The 25,741-nt window shown below is 41.1% G+C and carries 22 protein-coding genes and 1 pseudogene; 4 read left to right on the forward strand and 19 right to left on the reverse strand.

Going from position 1 to position 25,741, the window contains the following annotated elements:
* Nucleotides 1-51: 51 nt before the first annotated feature.
* Nucleotides 52-753 (forward strand): DUF6445 family protein, encoded by a 702-nt coding sequence (locus tag SJ2017_RS17560; protein WP_080916675.1) that lies wholly within the window; start codon nucleotides 52-54, stop codon nucleotides 751-753.
* A 153-nt stretch (nucleotides 754-906) separates the two neighbouring features.
* Here the strand turns inward: SJ2017_RS17560 and SJ2017_RS21525 are convergent, their stop codons facing one another.
* The 9 genes and pseudogenes from SJ2017_RS21525 to mpl all read right to left on the reverse strand — a co-directional run bounded on the left by SJ2017_RS21525 (nucleotide 907) and on the right by mpl (nucleotide 9,438).
* Nucleotides 907-1,170: a hypothetical protein gene (locus SJ2017_RS21525; RefSeq protein ID WP_144430186.1), complete on the reverse strand. Its 264-nt coding sequence runs from the start codon at nucleotides 1,168-1,170 to the stop codon at nucleotides 907-909.
* 307 nt (nucleotides 1,171-1,477) lie between these two features.
* Nucleotides 1,478-2,881, reverse strand: a complete 1,404-nt coding sequence (gene dbpA / locus SJ2017_RS17570; RefSeq protein ID WP_080916677.1) for an ATP-dependent RNA helicase DbpA — start codon at nucleotides 2,879-2,881, stop codon at nucleotides 1,478-1,480.
* 149 nt (nucleotides 2,882-3,030) lie between these two features.
* Nucleotides 3,031-3,906 (reverse strand): annotated as a pseudogene (locus tag SJ2017_RS17575) (pirin family protein).
* Nucleotides 3,907-4,106: 200 nt separating this feature from the next.
* Nucleotides 4,107-4,706, reverse strand: coding sequence for a class I SAM-dependent methyltransferase (locus SJ2017_RS17580; protein ID WP_055024874.1), 600 nt, complete (start codon nucleotides 4,704-4,706; stop codon nucleotides 4,107-4,109).
* Between the two features lie 165 nt (nucleotides 4,707-4,871).
* Complete coding sequence (locus SJ2017_RS17585) at nucleotides 4,872-5,642, reverse strand: ABC transporter permease (protein WP_080916679.1); 771 nt, start codon at nucleotides 5,640-5,642, stop codon at nucleotides 4,872-4,874.
* Nucleotides 5,642-6,577, reverse strand: coding sequence for an ABC transporter ATP-binding protein (locus SJ2017_RS17590; protein WP_080916681.1), 936 nt, complete (start codon nucleotides 6,575-6,577; stop codon nucleotides 5,642-5,644). The genes SJ2017_RS17585 and SJ2017_RS17590 overlap by 1 nt, the downstream gene beginning before the upstream one ends.
* Nucleotides 6,578-6,727: 150 nt before the next feature.
* Nucleotides 6,728-7,258 (reverse strand): hypoxanthine phosphoribosyltransferase, encoded by a 531-nt coding sequence (gene hpt / locus SJ2017_RS17595; protein ID WP_080916683.1) that lies wholly within the window; start codon nucleotides 7,256-7,258, stop codon nucleotides 6,728-6,730.
* A gap of 29 nt (nucleotides 7,259-7,287) precedes the next feature.
* Nucleotides 7,288-7,959, reverse strand: coding sequence for a flavin prenyltransferase UbiX (locus SJ2017_RS17600; RefSeq protein ID WP_080916684.1), 672 nt, complete (start codon nucleotides 7,957-7,959; stop codon nucleotides 7,288-7,290).
* A 78-nt stretch (nucleotides 7,960-8,037) separates the two neighbouring features.
* The gene (gene mpl, locus SJ2017_RS17605; protein WP_080916686.1) at nucleotides 8,038-9,438 is read right to left on the reverse strand and encodes a UDP-N-acetylmuramate:L-alanyl-gamma-D-glutamyl-meso-diaminopimelate ligase; all 1,401 of its coding nucleotides are present in this window, start codon (nucleotides 9,436-9,438) and stop codon (nucleotides 8,038-8,040) included.
* A 216-nt stretch (nucleotides 9,439-9,654) separates the two neighbouring features.
* On the opposite strand from mpl, the gene SJ2017_RS17610 reads away from it, so the two are divergent.
* Entirely contained in the window at nucleotides 9,655-11,433 is a 1,779-nt protein-coding gene (locus tag SJ2017_RS17610; RefSeq protein WP_080916688.1) for a glycoside hydrolase family 9 protein, read from the forward strand.
* A gap of 84 nt (nucleotides 11,434-11,517) precedes the next feature.
* On the opposite strand, the gene SJ2017_RS17615 is transcribed toward SJ2017_RS17610, so the two are convergent.
* Nucleotides 11,518-11,976 (reverse strand): TetR/AcrR family transcriptional regulator, encoded by a 459-nt coding sequence (locus SJ2017_RS17615; protein WP_156003344.1) that lies wholly within the window; start codon nucleotides 11,974-11,976, stop codon nucleotides 11,518-11,520.
* Between the two features lie 149 nt (nucleotides 11,977-12,125).
* Here SJ2017_RS17615 and SJ2017_RS17620 point away from each other — a divergent pair, with 149 nt between their 5' ends.
* Nucleotides 12,126-13,427, forward strand: coding sequence for a hypothetical protein (locus SJ2017_RS17620; protein ID WP_080916691.1), 1,302 nt, complete (start codon nucleotides 12,126-12,128; stop codon nucleotides 13,425-13,427).
* Nucleotides 13,428-13,499: 72 nt separating this feature from the next.
* On the opposite strand, the gene SJ2017_RS17625 is transcribed toward SJ2017_RS17620, so the two are convergent.
* The 8 genes from SJ2017_RS17625 to SJ2017_RS17660 all read right to left on the reverse strand — a co-directional run bounded on the left by SJ2017_RS17625 (nucleotide 13,500) and on the right by SJ2017_RS17660 (nucleotide 23,317).
* On the reverse strand, nucleotides 13,500-14,354 hold the full coding sequence (locus tag SJ2017_RS17625; protein ID WP_080916693.1) for an ion transporter: 855 nt from the start codon (nucleotides 14,352-14,354) through the stop codon (nucleotides 13,500-13,502).
* A gap of 283 nt (nucleotides 14,355-14,637) precedes the next feature.
* Nucleotides 14,638-15,318, reverse strand: coding sequence for a Fe2+-dependent dioxygenase (locus SJ2017_RS17630; protein WP_080916695.1), 681 nt, complete (start codon nucleotides 15,316-15,318; stop codon nucleotides 14,638-14,640).
* A 20-nt stretch (nucleotides 15,319-15,338) separates the two neighbouring features.
* Nucleotides 15,339-17,666, reverse strand: a complete 2,328-nt coding sequence (locus SJ2017_RS17635; protein WP_055024885.1) for a TonB-dependent receptor — start codon at nucleotides 17,664-17,666, stop codon at nucleotides 15,339-15,341.
* A 357-nt stretch (nucleotides 17,667-18,023) separates the two neighbouring features.
* The gene (gene gloA2, locus SJ2017_RS17640) at nucleotides 18,024-18,419 is read right to left on the reverse strand and encodes an SMU1112c/YaeR family gloxylase I-like metalloprotein (protein ID WP_055024886.1); all 396 of its coding nucleotides are present in this window, start codon (nucleotides 18,417-18,419) and stop codon (nucleotides 18,024-18,026) included.
* A gap of 127 nt (nucleotides 18,420-18,546) precedes the next feature.
* Entirely contained in the window at nucleotides 18,547-20,613 is a 2,067-nt protein-coding gene (locus tag SJ2017_RS17645) for a PhoX family protein (protein WP_080916697.1), read from the reverse strand.
* Between the two features lie 228 nt (nucleotides 20,614-20,841).
* Complete coding sequence (locus SJ2017_RS17650) at nucleotides 20,842-22,110, reverse strand: DEAD/DEAH box helicase (protein ID WP_080916699.1); 1,269 nt, start codon at nucleotides 22,108-22,110, stop codon at nucleotides 20,842-20,844.
* Between the two features lie 148 nt (nucleotides 22,111-22,258).
* The gene (locus SJ2017_RS17655; protein WP_080916701.1) at nucleotides 22,259-22,693 is read right to left on the reverse strand and encodes a hypothetical protein; all 435 of its coding nucleotides are present in this window, start codon (nucleotides 22,691-22,693) and stop codon (nucleotides 22,259-22,261) included.
* A 168-nt stretch (nucleotides 22,694-22,861) separates the two neighbouring features.
* Nucleotides 22,862-23,317, reverse strand: a complete 456-nt coding sequence (locus SJ2017_RS17660) for a GNAT family N-acetyltransferase (RefSeq protein WP_080916702.1) — start codon at nucleotides 23,315-23,317, stop codon at nucleotides 22,862-22,864.
* 162 nt (nucleotides 23,318-23,479) lie between these two features.
* On the opposite strand from SJ2017_RS17660, the gene rluF reads away from it, so the two are divergent.
* Nucleotides 23,480-24,430: a 23S rRNA pseudouridine(2604) synthase RluF gene (gene rluF / locus SJ2017_RS17665; RefSeq protein WP_055024891.1), complete on the forward strand. Its 951-nt coding sequence runs from the start codon at nucleotides 23,480-23,482 to the stop codon at nucleotides 24,428-24,430.
* A gap of 128 nt (nucleotides 24,431-24,558) precedes the next feature.
* Here rluF and SJ2017_RS17670 read toward each other — a convergent pair whose 3' ends face one another.
* On the reverse strand, nucleotides 24,559-25,731 hold the full coding sequence (locus SJ2017_RS17670) for a lipase family protein (RefSeq protein WP_080916704.1): 1,173 nt from the start codon (nucleotides 25,729-25,731) through the stop codon (nucleotides 24,559-24,561).
* Between the last annotated feature and the right edge of the window lie 10 nt (nucleotides 25,732-25,741).

The following is a 25,741-nucleotide window of genomic DNA, read 5'->3' on the forward strand; positions in this document are numbered from 1 at the left end:
CAATATTCATGCGTTAGCGGGACGTCAACAATGTGAAGGAACACACTGACCATGCATCAGATCAATACAGACTTACAAATACAAGTAAACCCGATTCCACATTCAAACCATCTTGTATGGGTTATCGATAACTTTATCGCTGATTTTGATGCCCTAGTCCGTTACAGCAAAGAAAAAGCCTATTTTAATCCAGTAGGTGCTGACGGTACTTTGTTTCCAGGGGTGCGTGATGAAATGCCCAAACCCTATTATCAAAGCTTATCATTGCTCATAGACAAGCTCTCACAGCAACCTAATGGCGAACAATTTAAGCAACATAAAATAGCCAAATGCTGGCTTTCAAAAGTCACTCTTAGTCCTTTGCAGCTAAATGCTACTCAAACAATGCCGCACTTTGATTCATTATCAGCACATGACATGGCCGCAGTTCACTACCTAAACGATCAGCAATTAGGTGGCACTAACTTTTACCGCTACAAAGGTGCTGACACACTGCATTTATCTCAAGATGACAAAGATATAATTTTAAAAATGGTCGATGAAGTGAAGCAAGCAGCTGTGACACGTAATGGATATATTAATGACTCAGATGAGCTATTTGAGAAGGTATTCAGCATTGAAGCCAAACCCAATAGATTAGTGATTTATTCGGGTAATATTTTACACAGCGCCAATATCACCAACAAAGTTGAATTTGATAAAAAGGCGCCAAATAATCGCACCTCAATCAACTCATTTTTTAGTGTTGCCTAAGCAGTGACTACCTATGATCAAGCTCTAATGACCTTATGTGTTCGTAATTCGTCTTTACTAGGACAATCTCATATCGATGATGAAATTAAACTTACTTCATAATAGCTAGTTCGATGACTAACATCCTAATAAGATTATATAAATGATTAGAAATTAATTGGTTGAAAGGATGTCACCAAGATGAACATTACTCGCTTCGATACACAGTCGCATCAGCTTAATGCTAGCGTTATTAATGTGAGTTACGATCGATGGACAGGTCGTTTTACTCTCACAACTGATCTTATTCAAACCAATGCCAATCATCATGATGAGATCTGCAACTCGCCTACTTCCACAAAAAACCGCCCACTCGCTCCAGTCAACATTAAACGGGTACTGAGTACCAAGAATATCTTTTTTAATCCGTTTTCCCACATGGCGTTTCGACTTAATGGGATAGATTATCTCGTTAGTGTGAGCTGGTTTATGATTTGGCGATCAAGCCTTTTTCAAACAAATTCACTCGTTGATGCTAATCAATCAACCGTGAGCATTTCAGAGCTACTCCCACGTCGACATAGGCGCAGCATTATCCTATGCAGCTATGTGGCTGTCATCACCAGTATTAAGCTCGGGTTGATGCTATTTTTGGCATGAAACTGATAAGCTGATACATAAAAAAAGCGAGGATGATATTACTCATTCTCGCTTGTTGTTAGTCACAATTAATCGTGACCATTAATTATAAAAACCAAGCACGGTAAGTCTTACCTTTTAATCGTCCTTTGGTTATTTTATTCAACGCTTTTTTCGATGCATCACGCTTCACAGCAACAAATGAGCGGATATCAGTCACTTTAATCTTGCCAATATCAGCACCATTAATACCGTTCTCACCCGTTAAGCCACCCACAATATCGCCAGGGCGAATTTTATGCTTTTTACCTGCATCGATTTGAATGGTGATCATTTCCGCTTCAAGCGGGTGCTTGTTAAGCACGTTCATTGAAGGCAGTGTTTCACCATCAATTTCTTTGCCGATAAGCTCTTCAATTTCAACCATTCTATGGCCATCAGAATGACTAAAGAAAGTGTATGCTGCGCCTTTACTACCAGCACGGCCTGTACGGCCAATACGGTGAATGTGCACTTCAGTGTCGTAAGCAATGTGATAATTAAACACCGCTTCTAAATCTTCGATATCTAACCCACGCGATGCCACATCAGTCGCCACTAAAATACGCGCACTACGGTTAGCAAAACGCAGTAGCATTTGATCGCGATCGCGCTGTTCTAAATCGCCATGCAAGGCTAAAACACTGAAACCTTGCTCAGCTAATGTGTCGGCCACTTTTTGCGTTTCACGTTTGGTATTACAAAAAACCACTGCACTTTCAGGCTGTTTCTCTAATAACAATAAACGTAACGCTTCTAAACGGGCTTGGTTGTCTTCTGTGTGATAGAAATGCTGTTCAATCGTATGATTATCATGAGTAGCCTCGACTTTAACCATCAGTGGCTTATACATGATTTGCTCAACAATTTGCTGAATTTGCTCAGGGAAGGTTGCACTGAAAAGCAGTGTTTGTCTTTCATGCGGCGTTTCAGCAATAATTTGATCAATATGATCTTGAAAGCCCATTTCTAACATGCGATCGGCTTCGTCTAATACCAACATATTCACATTGCTAAGATCTAAACGATTGCGATCTAAATGATCAACAATACGCCCTGGCGTACCAACAATAATATGTGCGCCATGTTCAAGCGAGCCGATTTGAGGTCCCATAGGCACGCCACCGCATAACGTCAGTACTTTCACGTTATGTATGCCACGAGCTAGCGTACGAATATCCTTGGCAACTTGATCTGCCAACTCACGAGTTGGGCATAACACCATAGTTTGGATACGAAAACGTTTCACATTCAACTTATTGAGTAAGCCCAAACCAAACGCAGCAGTTTTACCTGAGCCGGTCTTTCCTTGGCCAATTACGTCATCACCAGCAATAATCGCGGGTAAGCTTTCTGCTTGAATTTGAGTCATAGACTCATAGCCCATGGTTTTTAGGTTATCAAGCAAATCTGGTTTCAGATTAAGTGATGCGAAAGCCGTATTAGCGGCCTGTTCAGTAGACTGACTCAAGGTGAATATCCTCTGATATCAAAGCAAAATTGGGATAATAGAAACAACTCGGCCAAGGAAAAATACCTTGGCCAAATGTTAGAATAGCTATTGTAGCAATTTTATCCGCTAATCGCTGACATTTATTTGAATATTACTTCATGAACCACTCAAAAAGATGACGCTATCTCACCAAATCGCCCTTGCTGATAATCATCAATGGCTTGATTGATTTCTGCTTGAGTGTTCATCACAAATGGTCCCATGTGCACAATTTCTTCATTGATTGGACAACCAGCCAATAATAATAAGCCACTATCTAGGTTTCCCGCCTGTAAATGAGTATTTCTCTCCGGCTCAATGACCACTAACTGACCTTGTTTAGCCAGTGCTTGTTCGCCCTTGGTATCAATATAGGTAAGTTCACCTTGATAGATATAAGCACTGACACTGTGGTGTGCGGACAAATCAATATTGGCTTGGCCATTTCTCGATAACGTCACATCAGCAATAGCACCTTGACCCGCTAAACCTTGAATACTGGCCTCTATTGTTTCCTTCGAGTCTGTAAATTGCCAGTTTCCAGCGAGCGCTTTGAGTGAAGCGCCATGTCTGTTGCTCACCGTAGGATTAGGGTTACCTGTCGTGTCTTGATATATTGCTGGGCGCATCTTGTCTTTAGCTGGCATATTGAGCCAAATTTAAAAACCATGCAGCCCTTCATTGGCATCAGCGAGTGGCATTTCAGAATGAATAACGCCGCTGCCGGTACTCATCCACTGCACGTCACCACTGCGAATCGCTTTAACATTCCCTAGCTGATCACGATGCTCAAAGCCGCCTTTTATTAAGTAGGTAAACGTTTCAATACCACGATGAGGGTGAGGTGGAAATCCACCAATAAAATCCTGCTTGTCGTTTGACTTAATCTCATCGATCATTAAATATGGATCAAAGCGAGTATTCATAAAGTCAGCCACTCGCTTAATGTTCACGCCATCACCATCCATTGCTGGTCTTGCAGTAAATTTGCTTTTTACTTTCATCTTAAGTGTCTCTATTAAAAACGTTAAAGCCACTTTAGCAACTAAAATTTAGAATAAAAATTGCAATAAAACACACCTATTAGTCGATTAAATCGAACTATATCTCTCTATGTAGAAATAAAAGTCACTCTAGACACTAAAAAATGCCATGAATCGTCGCAGTTAAGATGAATATAGCGTAATAAGCCTTACTGAGTGATTTAAGGCTTTTCAATTATAAGATAGGTATGAATTTCAGGATATTGATCGAATTCAAGATGCCTGACTACACAACCTAAAGACTGAAATAATGATAAAAAACCATTGGTACCTAATGATGAATAATACACCTCAGGCCCCATCACCGAATTGGTATGCGAGCCAGCTTCTGTTGTCCCACCAAACGAGAATATCAACACACCGCCAGAACATAATCCATTGACAATGTTGGTCAATACTTGTGTTTGCTCAGTCAACGGAATATGCCAAATACTGTCCCAAGCAGTGATGAACATGTATTGTTCATCCAATGGATACTGGCAAATATCAGCATGAATAAAACGAACATCAGGCTGACGGGCTTTCGCAATATTAATCATTTCAGCCGACACATCTAAACCTTCAGGAGCAAACCCCTCTGCTTTTAATAGTTCGATAAAACGCCCTGTGCAGCCACAACCAATATCAAGTGCTTTACCCTTGTGCTTAACAAAGTTCAGCGCTTTTTTATGCTGCGCTATGCCATTTTCAAGATTAAATGTATCGCTTGTCCAGCGATGCGTTATTTGATCATAAGCCTTACCAATATCTATTGGTTTCATCCGTGTGTTATATCCTTTTGTCTTTACCATGACATCAAAACCTTGGCATCACATTAAAATCATCGCCATGGAAATGGTTAACTATCAAACCACTGTAATGCATTCGTCATAAAAAAAGGACTCATAATGAGCCCTTTTAGCATAATATTTGATGGTTAACTTAGCTTAACTACGCAAGCCAATACCACGAGATATTAAGTAGTAAGCCACAAACCAAAGCGATGCACAAAAGCCTACCATGATGCCAATTGATAATGGCACACTAATATCTGCAAAGCCTAAAAAGCCGTAACGGAATACGTTAATCATATACACAACCGGATTTAATGCCGACACGCCTTGCCAAAAATCGGGTAATAAAGAGAGTGAGTAAAACACCCCGCCCAAATAGGTCAGCGGCGTTAAGATAAACGTGGGAATAATGCTGATATCATCAAAACTTTTTGCAAATACTGCATTAATTAACCCGCCTAATGCAAATAGCACAGAAGTTAAAAATACCGTCATTATCACAAGACCAACATGATGCAGGCTCAGGTTAACAAAGAACATAGCCACTAATGTCACAATCAAACCAACACTTAAACCACGAGCAACTCCGCCTCCCACGTAGCCAGCAATCATCACGTAATGAGGCACAGGAGCAACCATTAGCTCTTCGATACTGCCATGCATTTTGGCACTAAAAAATGAAGACGCAACATTAGAGTATGAGTTGGTTATCACCGACATCATAATGAGGCCTGGCGCGATGAATTCCATATAAGATGCGCCGCCCATTTCACCAATGCGGTTACCAATTAAGTTGCCAAAAATCAGAAAATATAATGTCATGGTAATCGCTGGCGGCACTAATGTTTGTACCCAAATACGAGTAAAACGATTAATTTCTTTCGTTAATATACTTTTAAAGGCAATCCAATATAGGTGCTTCATTATTTTGCCTCCTTGGCTTTTTCAACAAGCTCTACGAATAACTCTTCAAGACGGTTGGCCTTATTTCGCATCGATGAGACCTCGATGTTTGCCTCTGAGAGTTTGGCAAATAAATCATTAAGGTTGTGTGCCTTTGCCACATCCACTTCTAACGTGTGCCCGTCAACAAAGCGGCAGTTCATATTGGGGATTTGCGGCGCGGCTTCAATATCATTACGTAAATCTAAAATGAAGGTTTCAACATCCAATTTACTTAGCAAGCTTTTCATACTGGTGTTTTCCACCAGCAAACCTTTGTCAATAATACCAATATTGCGGCATAACATTTCAGCTTCTTCAAGATAGTGCGTGGTTAAAATAATCGTCACACCTTGGTTGTTAATATCTTTTAAAAACTGCCACATAGAGCGGCGTAGCTCGATATCAACTCCAGCTGTAGGTTCATCTAAAATCAGTAACTTCGGCTCATGCATTAATGCTCTGGCAATCATTAAGCGGCGCTTCATGCCACCAGATAAGGCTCTAGCTTGACTGTCACGCTTTTCCCACAAATCCAGTTGTGAAAGGTATTTCTCGGCGCGCTGTAACGCGACGGCACGGGTAACGCCATAGTAACCCGCTTGATTCACCACAATTTGCAGCACTGTTTCGAACTGATTAAAATTAAACTCTTGCGGTACAAGGCCAATACACATTTTGGCTTGTTCAAGTGTTTTATCGATATCAAACCCAAACACCTTGACGCTGCCAGCGGTTTTTTGCACTAACGAGCTAATCACCCCGATGGTGGTCGACTTACCGGCACCATTGGGCCCTAACAAAGCAAAAAAATCACCTTGTTCAACGGTTAAACTAATTCCTTTAACGGCTTGGACACCGCTTTTATAAGTTTTTTGCAGGTTTTCGATCACCAAAGCATTGGTGCTGTTACTCATTACTATACCTCTAAGCTGTTTGTTAAGACGAGTGATTACACTGGCATTGTATTATCTATGACGTAATGTAACTGAAAAAGGTGCAAATATTTTCTAACGCCCAAAATAAAACTCCCGCCTAAAGCGGGAGTTTGCACACAAAGGGTTACATTAATCTAATGGAACCACTTTTGCGATATAAGGCAGGTTACGATACTGCTCAGCATAATCGATACCATAGCCAACAATAAACTCATCAGGAATGGAAAAACCGATAAAGTCGACAGGAACATCCACTTCACGACGTTCAGGTTTATCCAATAATGTACATAGTGCTAGGCTTTTAGGCTCACGCAATAATAACATGTCACGTACTTTATTTAGGGTGTTACCTGAATCAATCAAATCTTCAACAATCAATACATCGCGATCAGCAATCTCAGAAGAAACATCTTTTAAGATTTTAACGTCACGTGAGCTTGTCATTGCGTTGCCATAACTTGAAACTGACATAAAGTCGATTTCAACATGGCCTTTAATACGGCGACATAAGTCAGCCATAAAAACCACAGACCCTTTCAATAAGCCGACCATTAACAAACGCTCGCTGTCTGCGTAATGGGCATTAATCCTTTCAGCTAATATATCCAGTTTTTCGTTGATTTCTTCTGCAGAAATCATCACTTCGGTTGTGTGTTTCATATTACTCTCAATTGTCGTGACTTTCGGACTTAATCATTGGCTTCGTCGCGAGACTTTTGTGTGGCATAACCCCAACGATTTGTCAGCCCATGTTCAATACCCAAATGATCTAGAATTCGGGAAACCATGAAGTTTACCAGATCTTCTATCGATTGGGGATGGTGATAAAAACCTGGCGCAGCAGGCATGATAGTCGCGCCATGACGTGTAAGGCTTAACATATGCTCTAAGTGTATGGCACTAAAAGGAGTTTCCCGTGGCACAAGGATTAATTGACCACGCTCTTTCATGACCACATCAGCTGCTCTTTCTAATAAATTATTGCTCATTCCGGTAGCGACAGCTGCTAGGGTGCCAGTAGAACAAGGACAAATCACCATTTGTTTAGGTGCCGCGCTGCCCGATGCAGGTGGTGAAAACCACTCATCTTTACCTAACACCACCAGCTCACCAATCACAGAATCTGTCATTTTAAAATGCGCTAATAACTGCTCACGTGCTTTTTCAGGGTTGGCACTTAATTGCAGCGCTTCTTCAGTAGCAAGTACCACTCGTGCTGCGCTTGAAATCATCAAAAATACTTGATAATCGGCCTCAAGCAAGCATTGCAATAGCTTTAAACCATATGGCGCACCTGAGGCTCCAGTCCATGCAAGGCTAATGGCTTTGGGTCTTTTGTTGTACTGCGTTGTATTACTCATAAACTCTCTAAATATAGCTAAGTGTATCTCGCTATTTATACGTTCAGTGTACGCTTATGGATGCCTTAAAATGGTTATTTAAGCTAAAGCGCTAATTAATTTCTGATGAATACCATTAAAGCCGCCATTACTCATAATAACAATGGTGTCACCCGATTGAGCCAGTGACGAGACTGCGTTAATAATATCTGTAATCTCAGTCATCACAGTGACAGGAATACTGGCATGATTCATATTGGCACTCATGTCCCAACCAATATTGTGAGCTTGGTACAAAAACGCACAATCTGCCAGTGCCATTGAAGCGGCTAAGGTGTCTTTATGTACCCCGCTTTTCATGGTATTTGAGCGAGGTTCTAAAACCACAATCAATTTACCACTGGCGTTATCCGCTTCACCCACTTTAGCTCGCAACCCTTGCAACGTGGTAGCAATGGCTGTGGGATGATGAGCAAAGTCATCATAAACAGCAATACCACTCACCGTATCCAGTAGCTCCAGACGGCGTTTAGGCGGCGCAAATTGAGCTAACGCTTCAATAGCTTGTGCTGGTAACACACCAACATGACGCGCTGCAGCAATTGCCATCACGGCATTTTCAATATTATGCTGTCCCAGTAAGTCCCAATTCAAAATACCTTGAGATTCACCATCAAACATCACTTCAAACTCGTGACCATCTGCTGCAATGGTATTTGCATACCAACCTTTACCTGCTTGTTTACCCGTTGTACTAGTCACATAAAATAGCTCTTGCTCACTCCAGCAGCCTAACTCAATGACGTCTTTTACAGCCTCAACTTCAGCTGGCCAAATGACTTTGCCTTCACCAGGTACTGTGCGAATAACGTGATTAAACTGGCGCTGAATCGCCCCTAAGTCGGCAAAAATATCTGCATGGTCAAATTCAAGGTTATTAATCACCAATGTGCGAGGTCGGTAGTGGACAAACTTAGAGCGTTTATCAAAAAAAGCACTGTCATATTCATCTGCTTCAACCACGAAAAAAGGGGAATGACCTAGCCTTGCTGACACACCAAAGTTTTGCGGTACGCCACCAATTAAAAAGCCCGGTTCGTAACCACAATATTCAAGCACCCATGCAAGCATACTTGAGGTTGATGTTTTACCGTGCGTGCCAGATACCGCCAGCACCCAGCGGTCAGGTAAAATATATTCAGATAAGAATTGCGGCCCAGAAGTATAGTTAATACCTCGATTCAATACCGCTTCGACACACGGGTTACCGCGGCTCATAGCATTACCAATCACAACAACATCGGGCTGGTTTTCACCCTCTTTGCCCAATTGCACTGGATCAAAACCTTGGATAAGTTCAATTCCTTGCTCTTCAAGTTGGGTACTCATTGGCGGATAAACATTGGCATCACTGCCTGTCACTTTGTGCCCCATAGCACGGGCTAATAACGCAAGGCCGCCCATAAAAGTGCCACAGATCCCAAGAATATGTACGTGCATGTTGTTGCTCTTGTGAAAAAATTAATGGCTTATTCTAAAGCATTGTGACTGTAATTGTCAGGTGACAATAACAAGCTTTAATCTTGCATCCCATTCAACTGGGCAGAACGGTCCATTGTTGATATTTTTGCATAGTCATTTCGACTCATTCGGGTTTCTTTCTTGCTAAAAAAGCCGTAATAATGAACAGGCTAATTACGTTAACAAGGATTGATAATGATTAAGCTTGTCGCCCAAATATGCCCCCTGATTGTTACTGCTATATTACTCAACATTAGCATTAGCCATGCAGCCCCCAATAAAAATTACGCCATTCAGTTTAATCAATTAGGTTTTGGCGTTAATGGTACAAAAACAGCTGTGGTACCAGAAACTGATGCGGATAATTTTAGCGTGATTGAGCGGCAAACTGGTAAAACGGTTTTTCAAGGAAAGTTATCTGAAGCCAAAACATGGGAAGCATCTGGTGACAAGGTAATGCTTGCGCATTTTGACGAAGTGACTCAACAAGGTGAATACTTCATAAAAGTTGACTCAATACCGCAATCACTGCCATTTACTATTTCAGATGAGCGTTATAACAAACCATTAGCTTCGGCCATTAAAGCCTATTTTTATAATCGCAGCGGCGCTGTGATTCAAAAAGAATTTGCAGGCCAATATGCGAGACCTGCTGCTCATCCAGACACTATTGTATATGTGCACGAATCAGCGGCATCTAAAGCGCGCCCTGTTGGCACCGTCATTTCATCTCCTAAAGGTTGGTACGATGCTGGCGATTACAATAAGTACATAGTGAACTCAAATATCACAGTGTATACCTTACTTGCAGTGGTATCAGAACAGTCCAATGCCATCATTAACCTTAACTTGAATATTCCTGAATCAGGTAATGCATTACCAGACATCATTGACGAAGTAATGTGGAATATTGACTGGATGCTGACCATGCAAGATCCCAATGATGGTGGCTTGTACCATAAGCTCACGACTAAGCGGTTTACTGGCGACACAGAAATGCCCCATAAGATGGACCAACCTCGTTACCTTGTTGCCAAATCCACAGCAGCCAGCTTAGGGTTCGCTGCAACAATGGCAAAAGCCAGCCAGATCCTTGCCCTGTATGATCAACACTTATCAATTAACCCTGCAAATGGTCATAGCTATAGCCAGCAACTATTAATGGCAGCAAAGCAAGCATGGCAATGGTCATTGAAAAATCCAGCCATCCATTATCAACAGCCGAGTGATATCCACACTGGGACATATGCCACAGCTGGGGATGACTTAAAAGATGAGTGGTTATGGGCAGCTGCCGAGCTTTTTGCTGCAACAGGCGATAGTGAATACCTCAGTAAAGTTGAAATACCGAAAAAGCCGCGTAACCCTGAGTGGGATAAAGTCGAAACGTTAGCCTTAATCACACTAGCATCACACTCTGATACGCCTAACACCATCGCAAAAGAAGCTAAAAAGCAACTCACGGCATTAACAGAGCGTTGGATTGAAGTGGGGCAAAATTCAGCTTACGGCCTTGCGATTAGTCCAAATGATTTTGTATGGGGCAGTAACTCAAACATGCTCAATAAAGCGGTGACGTTATTGCGTGTAAACCAAATCATAAACAATAAAGATAAGCCGAACAGTTTGTATGAGGAGCACGCTATAGCTATCGTCGATTACATTTTTGGTCGTAATCCAATGGGTATCTCTTATGTCACAGGGATCGGCCAACAGACTCCGATGCATATTCACCACCGTGCTTCTATGGCTGATGGTATTAAAGCGCCTATTCCTGGTTTTTTAGCTGGCGGGCCACAACCAGGGCAACAGGACGCCAAAGATTGTAAAAAACAAGGCGGCATTTACCCATCAAAACAAGCTGCAAAGTCTTACCTCGATCATGATTGCAGTTATGCCAGCAACGAAATCGCCATTAACTGGAATGCCCCTTTGGTGTATATGTTAGCGGCGCTGGTTAATCAGGAAAATTAACCCAAACATATTTATTTAGAAATACCAGCCGCTTTCATTTTCTCACCATTGAGTTATTAAGCTGAATGACGATCAATTATCCGGTTACACATCCAGTAACGTCAAAATCGTTTTACCGAGTAAACCTTCAACCACTTCCCTACCTTCGCCAGGAAAATGCCCATCAACCATTTTGATCAGGTTAGACATACCATTAACGGTCATGTCAGAGGGCTCAGGTAAAGTTGAATTAGCAATAAGCATATTCAAAATATAACGGAAGCGCTTAACCGATAGCGCTTTATGCCAGCTCTCAGTTAATGCCTCTTTCGAACTAAAATCTAATTGCTCAGCAAAAATCGGAAATACTTTGCCTCTTAATGCATGAGCAAACTCTTTATTCGATTCGTAATAGCCTTGTAAGGTACTCTTTCGCACCCCAGCAACTTTGGCAATGTTGTCATAAGTCACACAATGCCAGCCGCTTTCAAAAAAGATATCCAAAATAATTTGGTTATACTTCTGAAAGTTAGCTTCTTTCTCTTCTTTAGAAATCTTCGCCATTACTTTTAACTCTTTAATTAAGTGCCCTTTCAACTGCTGATCATTGTGCACGAATCTCACATAAAATCAATATTAGGTATTAAATACGAATAACCTACAACCAATTCGTACCAAGTACCGTTATAGTTTTGTCATTGAGAGAGAGAAACATGAAAAAATCAGTATTAGCATTATCAGTCATTTCTGCATTATTTCTTGCAGGTTGTAGTTCAGATGATGATAGTAGTTCGCCAGAGCCTGTTGAGTCAGCTCGTAATGTAACCGTAGATGTTAGGTCAATCTACGGCGAGCTAAGCACTACGCCAATGAGCATAAACTCTGAAGAAGATATTGGCCCAATTGCAGCTTGTAACCTAGCTATTTCAAAAACAAGCCCTTCAGACGAAAGTGGCGCAGTTCCATTCGACTTACAGTACTGTAATGATGGCTATACTTTAACTATCGTGCATGAAGGCGGAACCATAATAAAAGAGGACGTAACTCTGGACCAAACCCATGTTGTTGGTAACGTTACTGGAGAGGTGACATTTACTGTAACTCACCCGGAACTGGATGGAGTAACAGATGCTCATTATTACACTCTATCGGGTACGGCAACGATTGATGCCTCTGAAATTAAGGTTGATTTAATTACGAAAAACGAAGATTGGTCTTTAGTAACAGTCTCTGATAACTCAGATATTTCAGCTACTCGACTGAATAATTTAAATATGATTTCACACGACTCTATTCTAATCAACAAAGTTACTCGCAGTGACTACGTTATGTACACTAAAGAATTAGAATCATTTCTAGAAGTTGAATCAAACAAACACTCGAATTTTGGTTCAACTTATATAGAAACCTTAACTGATACACATTCCCATCTTACTCTAACCATCAACGAGGAAGGATCTGTTATAGTAGATCCTGGATTTGAAGCAGATCCAATCAATGTTATCCCTTCTGAACCAGTTATAAACCTCGATAGAGTACACAAAGCCGAAGTAAAACAAGTTGACATGATCAGTGGTGCTGTAACTTTAAAGCCTATGGATTCTGAAGGTAATAAAAACAACGAAGCCAAAGTTAACAATGGCGGACACAATGGTGTAGCTTTAGAGAATATGAATATGGAATTTTCATGGTCTGCTGAAATCGAAGATGCATATCATAATCCTTATGTATCTGTATATGTGTCAGGAAAATACCCTGATAATGATGAAGGTAAAGCAGTCAAAAACATCAGTATTTACGGCAATAATAAAGAAACTGTAACCATCCACTTCGAGGATGAGACGCAACTTTCTAATGTAAACATTTCAGAATTAGGTCACTTAGTTACATCAACTTTTGCTGACTGGGCTCATATAGGTAACTACTACATCAGACTTAACGATGATAACTATAATAATGGAGTAGCGATTACTGTCACTGAGTACAACTTTTCAGAAATCGTTCCTGCTTTATAACGTTTAATGATAGATTGAACTATATGAACAAAGGATTCCATCAGGAAGCCTTTGTTCATTTGTAATTTTTTATTAACTCTTTCTCGCCAACAACTCTGTCAGTCGATCAACTTTAGCATTAAGGGCTTTAATATCCTCTGCGGTTGCAACCTGACTATGCGCAATTTCATGTTGCTCCTCGTTAACATCCGCTTTATGTTCACTACCTTCCCCCTGCTCTTCTCGCATGATTTTAGTTTCTTCACCCATGACATCAAGCACGGCGCCTACCATCATATTGAGGAAAACAAAGGTGGTTAAGAAGATAAAGCTTAAATAATACAGCCAGCTTAATGGGTATACTTCCATGGTTTCATACATGATCGATGTCCATGATTCGAACGTCGAAATTCGGAACAAGGTCAGCATCGCAATCGATACATCGCCCCATAAAAAGTCATTCACATTGGCAAAAAACATGCTGCCAATAGCGCCATAGATATAGAAAATCACGAACATTAGCAGTGCGATATAACCCATTCTTGGGATCGCTTTTAATAGTGCATTAATCAGCATTCTTAACTCTGGCACCATAGATACTAATCTCAGTACCCTAAATATGCGTAGCAATCTTGCCAATAAAATAGTCGAGCCACCGAGTGGTACTAAGCTGCCAATAACGATAATGGTATCGAAAATATTCCAGCCTTTGGAAAAGAAAGACTTAATACCATCACTCGCCATAAATCGGATGATCAACTCAAATAAGAAAAAGCCAGTGATCGCAATATCCAATACCCATAAGCTTTGCTCAAGCCAAGGCGGTAAATGGTAAGTGTGGGCACCAATAGATAATGCAGAAACAATAATCACAAAGATAACAAAACCTTGGAAGGTTTTACTTTGATCAACTTTTTTAAGGGTATTAAGGATACCAGTAGCTTGCATGGTGGGTTGTTCTCTCCAAAAATAAACCCCTCGGTTTTGAGGACACGAGAGCCTACTTAACCAAGATTAAAATAGAATTAAATGCAACGATCAACACAGTAAAGTGCATATCGCTATCCGTTAAAGGCCGCTAATATACAAGCTGATGGTTTCTTTCACTAATTAACTTATGTTAAAAAACAAAAAACCTAAGAAAACGTTCGCTTTCTTAGGTTTGTTTATTGCTCAGATTTGTCAGTATTAACTGCTCATACTGAGCATCGTTAACTGTGATTCATGCTAATTATAAATGAGCAAATTGGCGTATCAAATTGTGGTAAACATTATGCAGTCTATCCAATTCTGCTCGCGGCGTATTGCCCGCTGCAATAAGCGATTGAATTGACTGATCAAGTTGATATAAATTTTCTCTTAAAACCGATTCTGACACCATACTTTGCATCCAAGTGATTGCTGCAACTCGCTCACCACGTGTCACCGCTGTCACTTTATGCAAACTACTGGACGGGTAAACAACCGCATAACCCGCAGGCAGTTTAATGGATTGCTCGCCAAATTCAGTGGCGATAATCAACTCACCGCCATCATACTCATCGGGTTCAGAGAGAAATACTGTCATCGATACATCACTACGCAGCACAACCTGAGTATTGGGTACCCGCATCACTGCTGCATCAACATGAAAGCCATATTCTTCAGACTCTGCATAACGGTTAAAACACGGCGGAAATATCTGATGCGGTAATGCAGCAGAAACCACTTTGGGTGTTTCACCAATTTTATTCAACAACTGGTTTGCCAACTTTTGAACCTTGGCGTCACTGGCTAGTGCTTGGCTGTTTTGCTTGACTGCCGCAGCCATTCCCATTGCCGTATTTTTACCGTCATCCCAAGGGACTGACTGCAAAGTTTGTCGATATGCTTTTACGTCTTCTTTAGACAGTATTTGCTCAATTACAATCATTAGTTAACTCAACTCAATCCTTAGAATTCATAGGTCGCTGACAATTTAGCATTTCTAGCATCGCCAAGGTACATAAATGCGCCCGAGCGATAAGCGGCTGTAAAATACTCTTCATCTAACACGTTACCCACATTCAAGCGGAAAGTTAATGACTCAGTAGCGTTGTAGTTAGCAAATAAATCAACCACTTGATAGTCTGGAACCACAATGCTGTATCGGCCGTTTTCATCATCATAGCCCGCAGCAGTATCAGGTTGCCCGCCGTACATTTCGCTTTGATAGGTATAACCTGCGCCAACTACAAACGCTTCATTAATTTGATAACGTAATTGTAGATATGCACTTTCATCAGCAAAGTTACTCAACGCAAGGCCTACGCTTTCTTCATTGAATGATTCAAGCACCTCTGAATCCATAATCGCTGCTGAAAATTGCACGCTTAATGCTTCAGTGATATTACCCACCATACCAAACTCGACACCTTGGACTCGGTTTTTACCTGTATTTAATGTGCCAAGTGTTGAGTAGCTGTCGCCCACACTTTCCATTACGTCACTCTTGGTGATTTGGAAAACTGACGCCGAAAACATCACACTGTCATCAAATAGCATCCATTTAGTACCAAGTTCAATGTTTTCAACTAATTCAGGATCGGCTGCACGCGCTTGTTCAGCAGTACCACATACCCCACCATAACCACAGCTTGCGCCTAAGTCTGACTCACCACCATTGATATTGGTTGCAGTACTGTAATTAGCATATATATTCCCTTCATCAGTGATGCTATACACTAACCCAAGGTGTCCGTTAAACATGCTGTCATCATATTCGTACAACACATCTCCATTTCGACTGCTCGATGTATCATTCTGATAATCAAAGCTATCTTGTCTAACACCAAAGAACAGCTCTAGATCGTCTGTAAGCGCTACCGTATCCATAAAGTAAGCTGAAATGGTCTCTATTTGATACTCAGCATCATTGATGCCTTTAGTGTAAGTTCGGCCCATAAGTTTATCGATATTGTCGACAGGGTTACCGTCACCATCTAACATACAGTAAGCACCAGAGTCACCACGTCTCCCTGCTGTTATACAGTTAGTTTCGTTGGCAAATTCAATATCATAAACACCGTTATCAACTTGCTGATCGGTATACTCTAGGCCAAAAACAAACTTGTTCTCCATGCCTAAAATTTGTGTATTCCAAAACAAATTAAATTGGGTGCTGATGTAATCAACTTCTTGGTTACCTTGATGAGTACTTAAAGTCAGAGTATCAACACCTGGTGCGACAGGATCTGATTCGCTGCGTGTCGTTCCACGAGCACCTGTGGTGATATAACCGTTTTCGGTTTTACCAATACGAGTCGCATTATAAAAGGTCAGATTATCGTTAATGTCATATTGAGTGCGCAGGGTAAAAGTCAGCACTTCTGAATTTAGAAAATCTGATTCTTGTGCATATACAGGGATATCAGAAATGGGCTCACGGGTAGATTGATCAAAGTAGCTACCTAAATCAGCCACATCTTTTGCATCTAAATAATACCCATCAGCAATGAAAGACAAATCGTTTGTTGGCTCAAATACTGCTGAAAGTTGCACACCATTGCGCTCACGGCTAATGCCTTCCCTGCCAGGCTTATCTTCATCAGCAAGTAAACCATTGACACGTAAACCGACAGTATCTGACACGGCATAGTTATAATCTAAAGTTAAGCGGCGATGATCGTCAGTACCTAATGCCAAATCAACACGGCCCAAGTTGTACGATGTTGACGCTTTTTTAGTCACACTGTTAATCGCACCACCTGAAGAGCCACGACCTGCAAATGTCGAACTCGGACCTTTAGTGATTTCAACAACTTCTGTGGCAAAACTTTCACGGGTTGTCATACCTGGATCGCGCAGACCATCAACAAAAACATCACTACGCGCTTCATGACCACGAATAATGTAGCGATCGCCAAAGGCGTTACCGTTTTCACCAGTACCTAAAGTAATACCTGCTTGTGCTGACAAGATATCCTTTAAATCTGTTTTACCTGATTCTTGTATTTGATCTTGGGTTAATACAGTGATGACTTGTGGTGTATCAACAAGATCTGCAACACGGCGCAAATCGCCAGAGGCTTCAGATAAGTAAACGGCGTTCTTTACACCGTGAACTTTAATACGCTCAATGGCTTCAGCAGTTTGGTTTTTATCGCACTCAATTCCGCTAACTTCCGGGTTACAGGTCTCTTTAACTTCTTGATCTGCAGAGACTATAGGAGAAGAGAAAACGAGAGCGGCTGCTACGGCTTGTGCGCCTAGTGATAAATGTTTTTGGTTAGCTTGTTTCATGTTACACACTGTCCTTTGTTAATAGATTCCTAATATTCGCGCGGATGGTAACAAATCAACAACAGCAATGTAAATCGTTATCATTTAGATTTACATTAAAATAATTCAGTATAGAAAACGAATAAAAAACGTCCTGCAATCGCTAAAGGTATTTAAAGAGGAATAGAATAAACGAGAAAAGTGTTTATAAACCTAGCTTGAAGCTTGTAGTGAGTAGGGAATCGCGAGTAGTCACATAAGACCTACATGCTGCATCTGAGCCAATGAACTCAATCAAAACAGGATTTATCTAGCCATTAAATCAAAGAATGAATTGTTTACATACAGCAGTCAAAAGGCCCATCTACTAAAAATTGATTAATCTTGTTCGCCAATGGCATAGATCTCTAACGGTAGATCGTCAGGATCGCTAAAAAAGGTAAATGACTTGCCTGTATATTCGTCGACTCTAATCGGTTCAACATCAATATTGTGTTGCTGTAAATGTGCAACAACCTGATGGATATCATCCACTTTAAAAGCTAAATGACGTAAGCCTTGCGCCTCAGGATAACTAAGTCTTTTCGGCGAATGAGGAAGAGAAAAAAGCTCAATTTGCGTGCCGTCCTTCAGCTGTAAATCCAGCTTATACGAGTCACGTTCTTGACGATAATTTTCAGCAAGTACTGTAAAGCCTAATACTTGAGTGTAGAAATACTTCGAGCGTACATAGTCACTTGCGATAATCGCTACATGATGAATACCATTAAACATAACGCCCCTTTCAATCTATGATAAAAATAAAACCCTGATAGAGAGTCTATCAGGGTTTTAATCATGACACTGAATGATAATTAATCAGAATCATTAATCAGGAGCATTAATCAATTATCGTAAGCCTTTAAACGCCGACTTCACCGCCATCATTTTTACGAATAACCACAGTTGCATCACGAGGGCGTAATGTCATACCTGCAGGAGTTTCCTCTGCTGCATTGCTTGAATAAGGCCAATTGCTTGGATGCTGAATATTGGCAAATACCGTGCTGTAATCAGATGTAATCGCAAAACCAGTCACCTCACAACCATTTGGCCCAACAAAGAAGCGTTTTAGCTCACTTTGATTGTCCGCAGAAACCACTTGCTGATTGTCGTCGTCATCAACCAAAGTTGATGGCACAATCGCTAGCATTTGATCATTGGTGTACTCTTCGACTTCATCTGCACCATTATCAGTTTGAACCCACATAATGCCGCGCTGATCGAAAGCCAAGCCATCAGGACTTGCAAACTGATTTAAGTCATTCAGGCCAGAGATGTTAGTCTCTTCGTCTGCATCAGTAGGTGCACCAAAGACAAAAATATCCCAGTTAAACTCCGTTGCTTGTTCACCTTCATCCCAACGGATAATATGACCAAAGCTATTATTCAAACGTGGATTAGCTGGATTGGTATCATCTGTGCGTTTTGTGTTGTTGGTCAAAGTCAGATATACACTGCCAGTAAATGGGTCAACCGCAGCCCACTCAGGACGATCCATTGGTGTTGCCCCTACTAAGTCAGCAGCACCTGCCGTATTTAAGATAATCGCAGCCACCGAATCGAAGCTATCGGCTAATGTGTTGCCATCAATTGTCGTGCTATCAAGTGTTAATGGTAACCAAGCACCCACGCCATCTTCACTGAATTTAGCCACATATAACGTACCTGAATTCATGTACTTATCGCCCATTACTAAACGATTAGTCGCATTGGCATCCGCTTCATCCCAAACGGCATCTGAAACAAATTTATATAAGTACTCAAAACGTGAATCATGGCCAGAATAAAATGTAATTGGCTTACCAGCCTCTAGCTTACCAAAAGTACAGCCTTCGTGACGAAAACGCCCTAAAGCAGTACGTTTAACAGCACGAGAGTTAGGGTTATATGGATCGATTTCTACAATATAACCGTGGCCATTAGCTTCATTGCGGTAATCATTAGCAGCACTTGAACCTGTCGGTGTAATATCAAAACGAGCAAATTCATCTAAACGCTCTTCATCATTCCCTGCTAAGTGGTTCCAGCCGTAGCGAGTATCTGAAGTTGAAATACCAATACGGCTTTGATCTTCAGTTAAGGTGCCATGATTGACGAAATAACCAGGCCAGTTTTCTTCACAAGTCAGGTATGTTCCCCAAGGCGTGTAGCCATTACCGCAGTTATTCAATGTACCACGAGCTTGGCTGCCATCTGGCGAATAACGAGTTTCTAAATAAGATGTATAAGCTAATGGGCCGGCAACATCCATGACTGTTGCACCAGTAAAACGGCGATTATGTGAGTCGTTTTCAACCACTTGCCACATGTTGTCTTTTAACTGAATACGCACAACAGAAATACCATGGGCATTAATCTCTTTACGCACTTCATCAATGACAGTTCGCTTACCATTAGCATCAAGCGTCGGCCCCATTGGGTGTAAGGCATTTTGATTAATATATTCATGGTTAATACAAAGCAAACCATCATCTGCTGCGTCATTTAACGGAAAGAAATGCATCCCATCATGATGCATTCCTACAGCGTTTTCTTGATCTACAGCAGTATTTGAGCCGTCTTCTTTCCACGCATTTGCTTTACTGTTGAGAGGCGTACCCCATGGAGCAAGTACATAAGCAGAATATCCTGCAGGTACTGCAACTGCATCAAGTTTTGAGCCAGCAATAGAGTCAAAACCTAGTACCGCAGAGCTTTTAGTCGGCGGAGTTTCTGCTGGTGGTGGCGTGGTGGTTGGCGGCGGTGTGCTTGAATCGTTATCAGAACTACATGCTGCTAATCCTGTTCCAGCAAACGCTGTCATAGCACTTAACCCTAAGCCACGTTTTACAAAGTCACGACGTGATAAATGGTTTTCCATCACGGTGGCAAATGGCACATTATTGCTTTTGTTATATTTGGTTGGGTCGAATGTCGCCTTGCTCATAATCTATCCTTAAGTTTGCTCACATCATTAATTGGGGGCTAAATTAGTGAACATAAGATAAGCAGGCTTTGTGACAAATTCACGCCATCTTGATGACAGCAAGATGACGCTTTTATAGCAAAATAATGAACAGAGAATAAAGTGTGATGGTGACCACAATAGATGTAGTAACATTAAAAATAGTTAAAGAAAAACACGTAACACTTTGAAAAGGTTAATACATATTTGCTACTTTCGTTTCGATTTTGCAAGCGCTTTTTGTCGAGCTTGTTGCTTTAGCGAGCCTTTCTTCGTTTTACGCGTCACAGGAGCAACCTGGGTTAAATCAGGCTCAAACCCTGGTAACCATTGCTGTGGTAGTCGCCTATCTAAAAAAGCTTCTAGCTTGATCAGTTGTGGCTCGTCATCAACACTTAATAATGTAATTGCTTGGCCTGTGTTACCTGCACGGCCTGTTCGGCCAATACGATGAATATAGTCTTCATTCTGGAAAGGAAGCTCAATATTAACCACATAATTTAGTTCGTTAATATCTAATCCTCTGGCGGCAACATCTGTCGCAACTAACGCGTTAATTTCACCTGATTTAAATTGAGTTAACACACTCTCACGCACTGCTTGTGAAAGATCCGCATGAAAGGCTGCAGCATTAACGCCAGCTTGCTGTAATTGCGCAGCGACTTTATCTGCGCCCTGTTTAGTGCGGCTAAAAATTAACGCTTGTTGCCAATCTTCTTTTTTAATGAGATGACTTAATAGTGACAATTTTCTCTTGCTATCAACGTTATATACTCGCTCAACAATACTCGCTGCAGTGCTGTTTCGTTGATGAGTTTCAATCACTTGAGGTGAATCTAATAAGCGTTTACTGAATTTAAAAATGCGTTCATCCAAGGTGGCTGAAAACAGGAGTGTTTGACGTTCTTTTGGTACACGTTTCAACACTTCGATGATTTCATCTCTAAAGCCCATATCCAGCATGCGATCGGCTTCATCAAATACTAAATGTTTAAGCTTGGATAATGACATCACTCGATTACGTAAATGATCGAGTAAGCGCCCTGGTGTGGCAACAATAATATCAGCGCCTGCTTGGATCGCATTAGCTTGAGCTTTGATACTGACTCCGCCATAAACAATGACAGAGCGAATATCGGTGCCAGATGCATATTTTTCAACATGTTGATGCACTTGCTGAGCAAGCTCTCGGGTAGGCACCAAAATTAACGTTTGGGTGTAATTCGCTAACGCACCTTGCTTGTCATCAACACTGTCATTGACTTGAGGTGCCATTGCTTTTGATTGCAACAACATTTGAATGATTGGTAATGTAAAAGCGGCTGTTTTTCCTGTGCCCGTTTGCGCGCCAGCTAATACATCTTTACCAGACAATACCACTGGTATCGCCTGCTGTTGAATAGGCGTAGGCTGCTCGTAGCCTAACCGAGTTAACTGCTTAACTAACAAAGGCAATAACTGCAACGACGAAAAAGACATAACCACTCCCAATTATTAAGCCGCAAAGTTTATCACGCCTAACAATGAAAGCCAGCCACACAGCAGTTATCGGCAACTATTTAATCACCTTTGTAGACAGCTAAATATTACCCAATTCATTATTTTTTAGCACCTTAGCTGATATTTATTATTTGCCAGCAGTCATCGCGCCATACCCACCCCATTTAGTGGCGGCTAAACCAATAATAAAGCCTGCGAATAGGCCATCAGCCACAAACCAAAATGGTGATTGAAACACCCCATTAAAGCCAAATATAGCCACCATCATCGCTTGTATTTGATCGTATGCTAACAATGTTAAGACCAGATTTAACCAGCCGCCCATCACAATAGCGGTAAGCCACCAAGGTAAAGAAATCTTTAAAATGGGATGATAATCAAACACACCAACAAGTCCGATAATCGCACCAAAGGTGATATACCATAACAGTATGCCCCACAAAAATTGTGTGCTTGTATCGGGCGAAAACAAAGGAATTATCCAAAAGCACAGTAGACCAATCACTAAACCAATCAGCTTGCCTATGGCTGTACGAGTAATAAGAGAAGGGTTATTGAACATAGCACCTCCAAGTCAAAACGTTATGTATTAAGCGCAACATTAAATAATGGCCAAGGCGATAGTGAGTACTAACAACCTTATCGATTAAGTAATTTAATATTAGCCCTCACAGGGGTTTATTGTTGTGATCATCAATCAATTTACCGAACCTAAAAAGCGCTTTCTACCCTAGTTTTTTAGTACAAAAGCCAGCAATGGTTTATCGCAGTCAGCTTCTTCTACAACACCAATTGGCGTAAAACCATTTTTATTCAAGACAGCTATTGAACCTACATTATGTTGAGCCACTTCAGCAAAAATAGGCCGAGTTGAGTGCGCTGATAAAAATAGCCGTAATGCATTAGTCGCATAGCCTTTTCCCCAATACTCACGACCAACCCAATAACCCAAAAGCCATTGGTTCTCACTTTGCCACAGCACAATGCTACCAATTACGACATCGTCAACAATGATCGCTTGTGCAGCGATTGCAGGATTACTCAAAATATTCTGATACCAATGTTCAAAAAATGCATTACGATCTCGAGCAGGAAAATCAGCCATATCATTGGCCTCGGGCTCACATTGAAATTGAAATAAGTGCTCTAAATCTTCAGATTTAACACCTCTAAGTTGTAAGTGCATTAAACATCCTTTAATTGATTTCTATCCATAATCTTGGCTTTACTGGTTGCCAATCCCAATTAGTCAGTCAGTAAGCTTAGGCAAAATTGCCAAAAATTGATAAACTCTGCCTGTTAAACTTAACCTTTTTACAGCGTAATCTCTATTCACAGGAAAACCACAGTGACAGACTCAGCCATCCGCCTAAATAAATACATCAGTGAAAGTGGCATATGCTCAAGACGCGATGCCGATCGATTTATTGAGCAAGGTAATGTTTTTATCAATGGCAAACGAGCACAAGTGGGTGATCAAGTTTCATTTGGCGATAAGGTCAAAGTGAATGGCCAAGATATTGAGCCACGAGATGCTGAAGACTTAGTCTTTATCGCCCTTAATAAACCCGTTGGTATCGTCAGCACAACCGAAGGCACTGAACGCGATAACATCGTCGATTTTGTTAACCATTCAACCCGAATTTTCCCTATTGGACGTTTAGATAAAGACTCCCAAGGGTTAATTTTCCTGACTAACAACGGTGATTTAGTCAATAAAATTCTTCGTGCGGGTAATAATCACGATAAAGAATATGTCGTGACCGTGAATAAACCGATTACTGATGACTTTATTAAAGGAATGGGTGCAGGAGTGCCTATTCTTGGCGTTGTGACTAAAAAGTGTAAGGTCGAACAAGTCTCAACTTATGCCTTTAAGATAGTCCTAGTTCAAGGGTTAAACCGCCAGATCCGCCGTATGTGTGAATACTTTGGCTTTGAAGTAACTAAACTTGAGCGTCAACAAATTATGAACGTTAGCCTTAAAGGTTTACCGATTGGCGAATGGCGTGACTTAGATAAACAAGAATTAGATGTGCTATTTGATATGATCAAAGACTCATCATCAGAAGATAAAAAATCAGCCCCAAAAAAGAAGCCTAAGCCTAAACCCAAAACGCAATCACTGCGTGATAAAATCGAAGGCCCTGAACACTTTATGCAGCACAACCGCAGCAGCAAACATAAAGGCCAAGCAAAGGGCGGTGGTAAAGGACAAACTAAGGGACAAGCCAAAGGGAAAGGTAATGCTAAAGGTGGTAAAGGCAAACCAGGTGCAAGTCGTAAGCCTAAACGCTAAGTAGTTTGCCATCATAAGAAACAAAAAAGCTTAGCACTTAATAGCATTTTTCTACTAAAAATCAAAAAACACCGTTTAACATAAACATTAAACGGTGTTTTATTTCTTATTTCTTAGTTAATAGAAAGTTACTTATATACCAACTTAATGGCCTGCCTCACACCTTCATACAAACGCTTAAGCATCTTATCGAAAATCATTCGAATAGTTGCATAAGTTAGATCGGTAACCACGGTAACCACAGAACCGGCAAAGGCGAGCATATGCCCTAACAGACCCCTGACTTCCTCAGCTGCAGCACTAGCTGCTGATGCAATTTTTTCTAAGGTTTTTGCCACCAAATCATAGAAAGTTAGCCCTGCAGAAATTGTCGCTTGAGCTGCAACTGCAGCGTAATAACCCGTTTCTTTTAAAATAGTAATTAACGCAGCACTTAACCTATCACTCCAGTAGTCACTGTAACTTGCTTGGTTACGGTTTTCATATTTCAGCTTTACAGGCTGTAAGTATTCATTAGCTTTAGTGCTCAAATGAGCCCAGCTTTCAGTATCTGCAGAGACAAGATACCCAGGCACTGCACCTTCATCCGGATCCATACCATGCGCACTAATTTTCAGGCCTTGGCTGTTATCAAGTCGATATTCAAAACCTTTGTAAGGTGCATGAATAAATGGCCAAAGCGGTACCTTAGGAACCAAGTCTGCACCATGGGTACAACGGTGGATTTTATTTAATCGATTAGTGTTTTTGTTGGCAAAGCTTTGCTGACCCACTCTCGGCGCACCAAAAGTGTATAAGTTAACGTTCGATGAATAGTTGCTTAAAGCTGCCCAATCCGCCGTTAACGATGCTAAGGCACCACCTAAACTGTGCCCGACACAATGAACAGCTTTTCCAGGATTTGCCGTACGCCATTGGTCTAAAAAGGTTTTGAATTGAGGACGTAAAGAGTTAAATGCATTATTAAATCCTGCATGGACAATTTGCCCACCTTCACTCGATGTTAAGCCTATTTGAGCATTGGTAGACCAATCAGCAATAGAGTTAAACTGAGTACCTCGTATTGCAATAACAGCATCTCCTTGATACTGACCTTTACCCACTCCCATAGCAGCAAAACCGGAATGGCGATTCATTACAAATCCTCCCGTTTTACCAATACCTTTAGCTTGAAAGTCATAATGATTATTAATGTAGGCATTTCCGAATTTAGTTCTACCGCCAAATTCAGATTGCATATCAATGAGTGAGTACGTCGCTTGCGATAATTCTGCCGCAAGTTTTGGAGATAAAATAGGCATTTAACAATCC

Source organism: Shewanella japonica (assembly GCF_002075795.1).
In the GTDB taxonomy this organism is placed as follows: Bacteria; Pseudomonadota; Gammaproteobacteria; order Enterobacterales; family Shewanellaceae; genus Shewanella; species Shewanella japonica.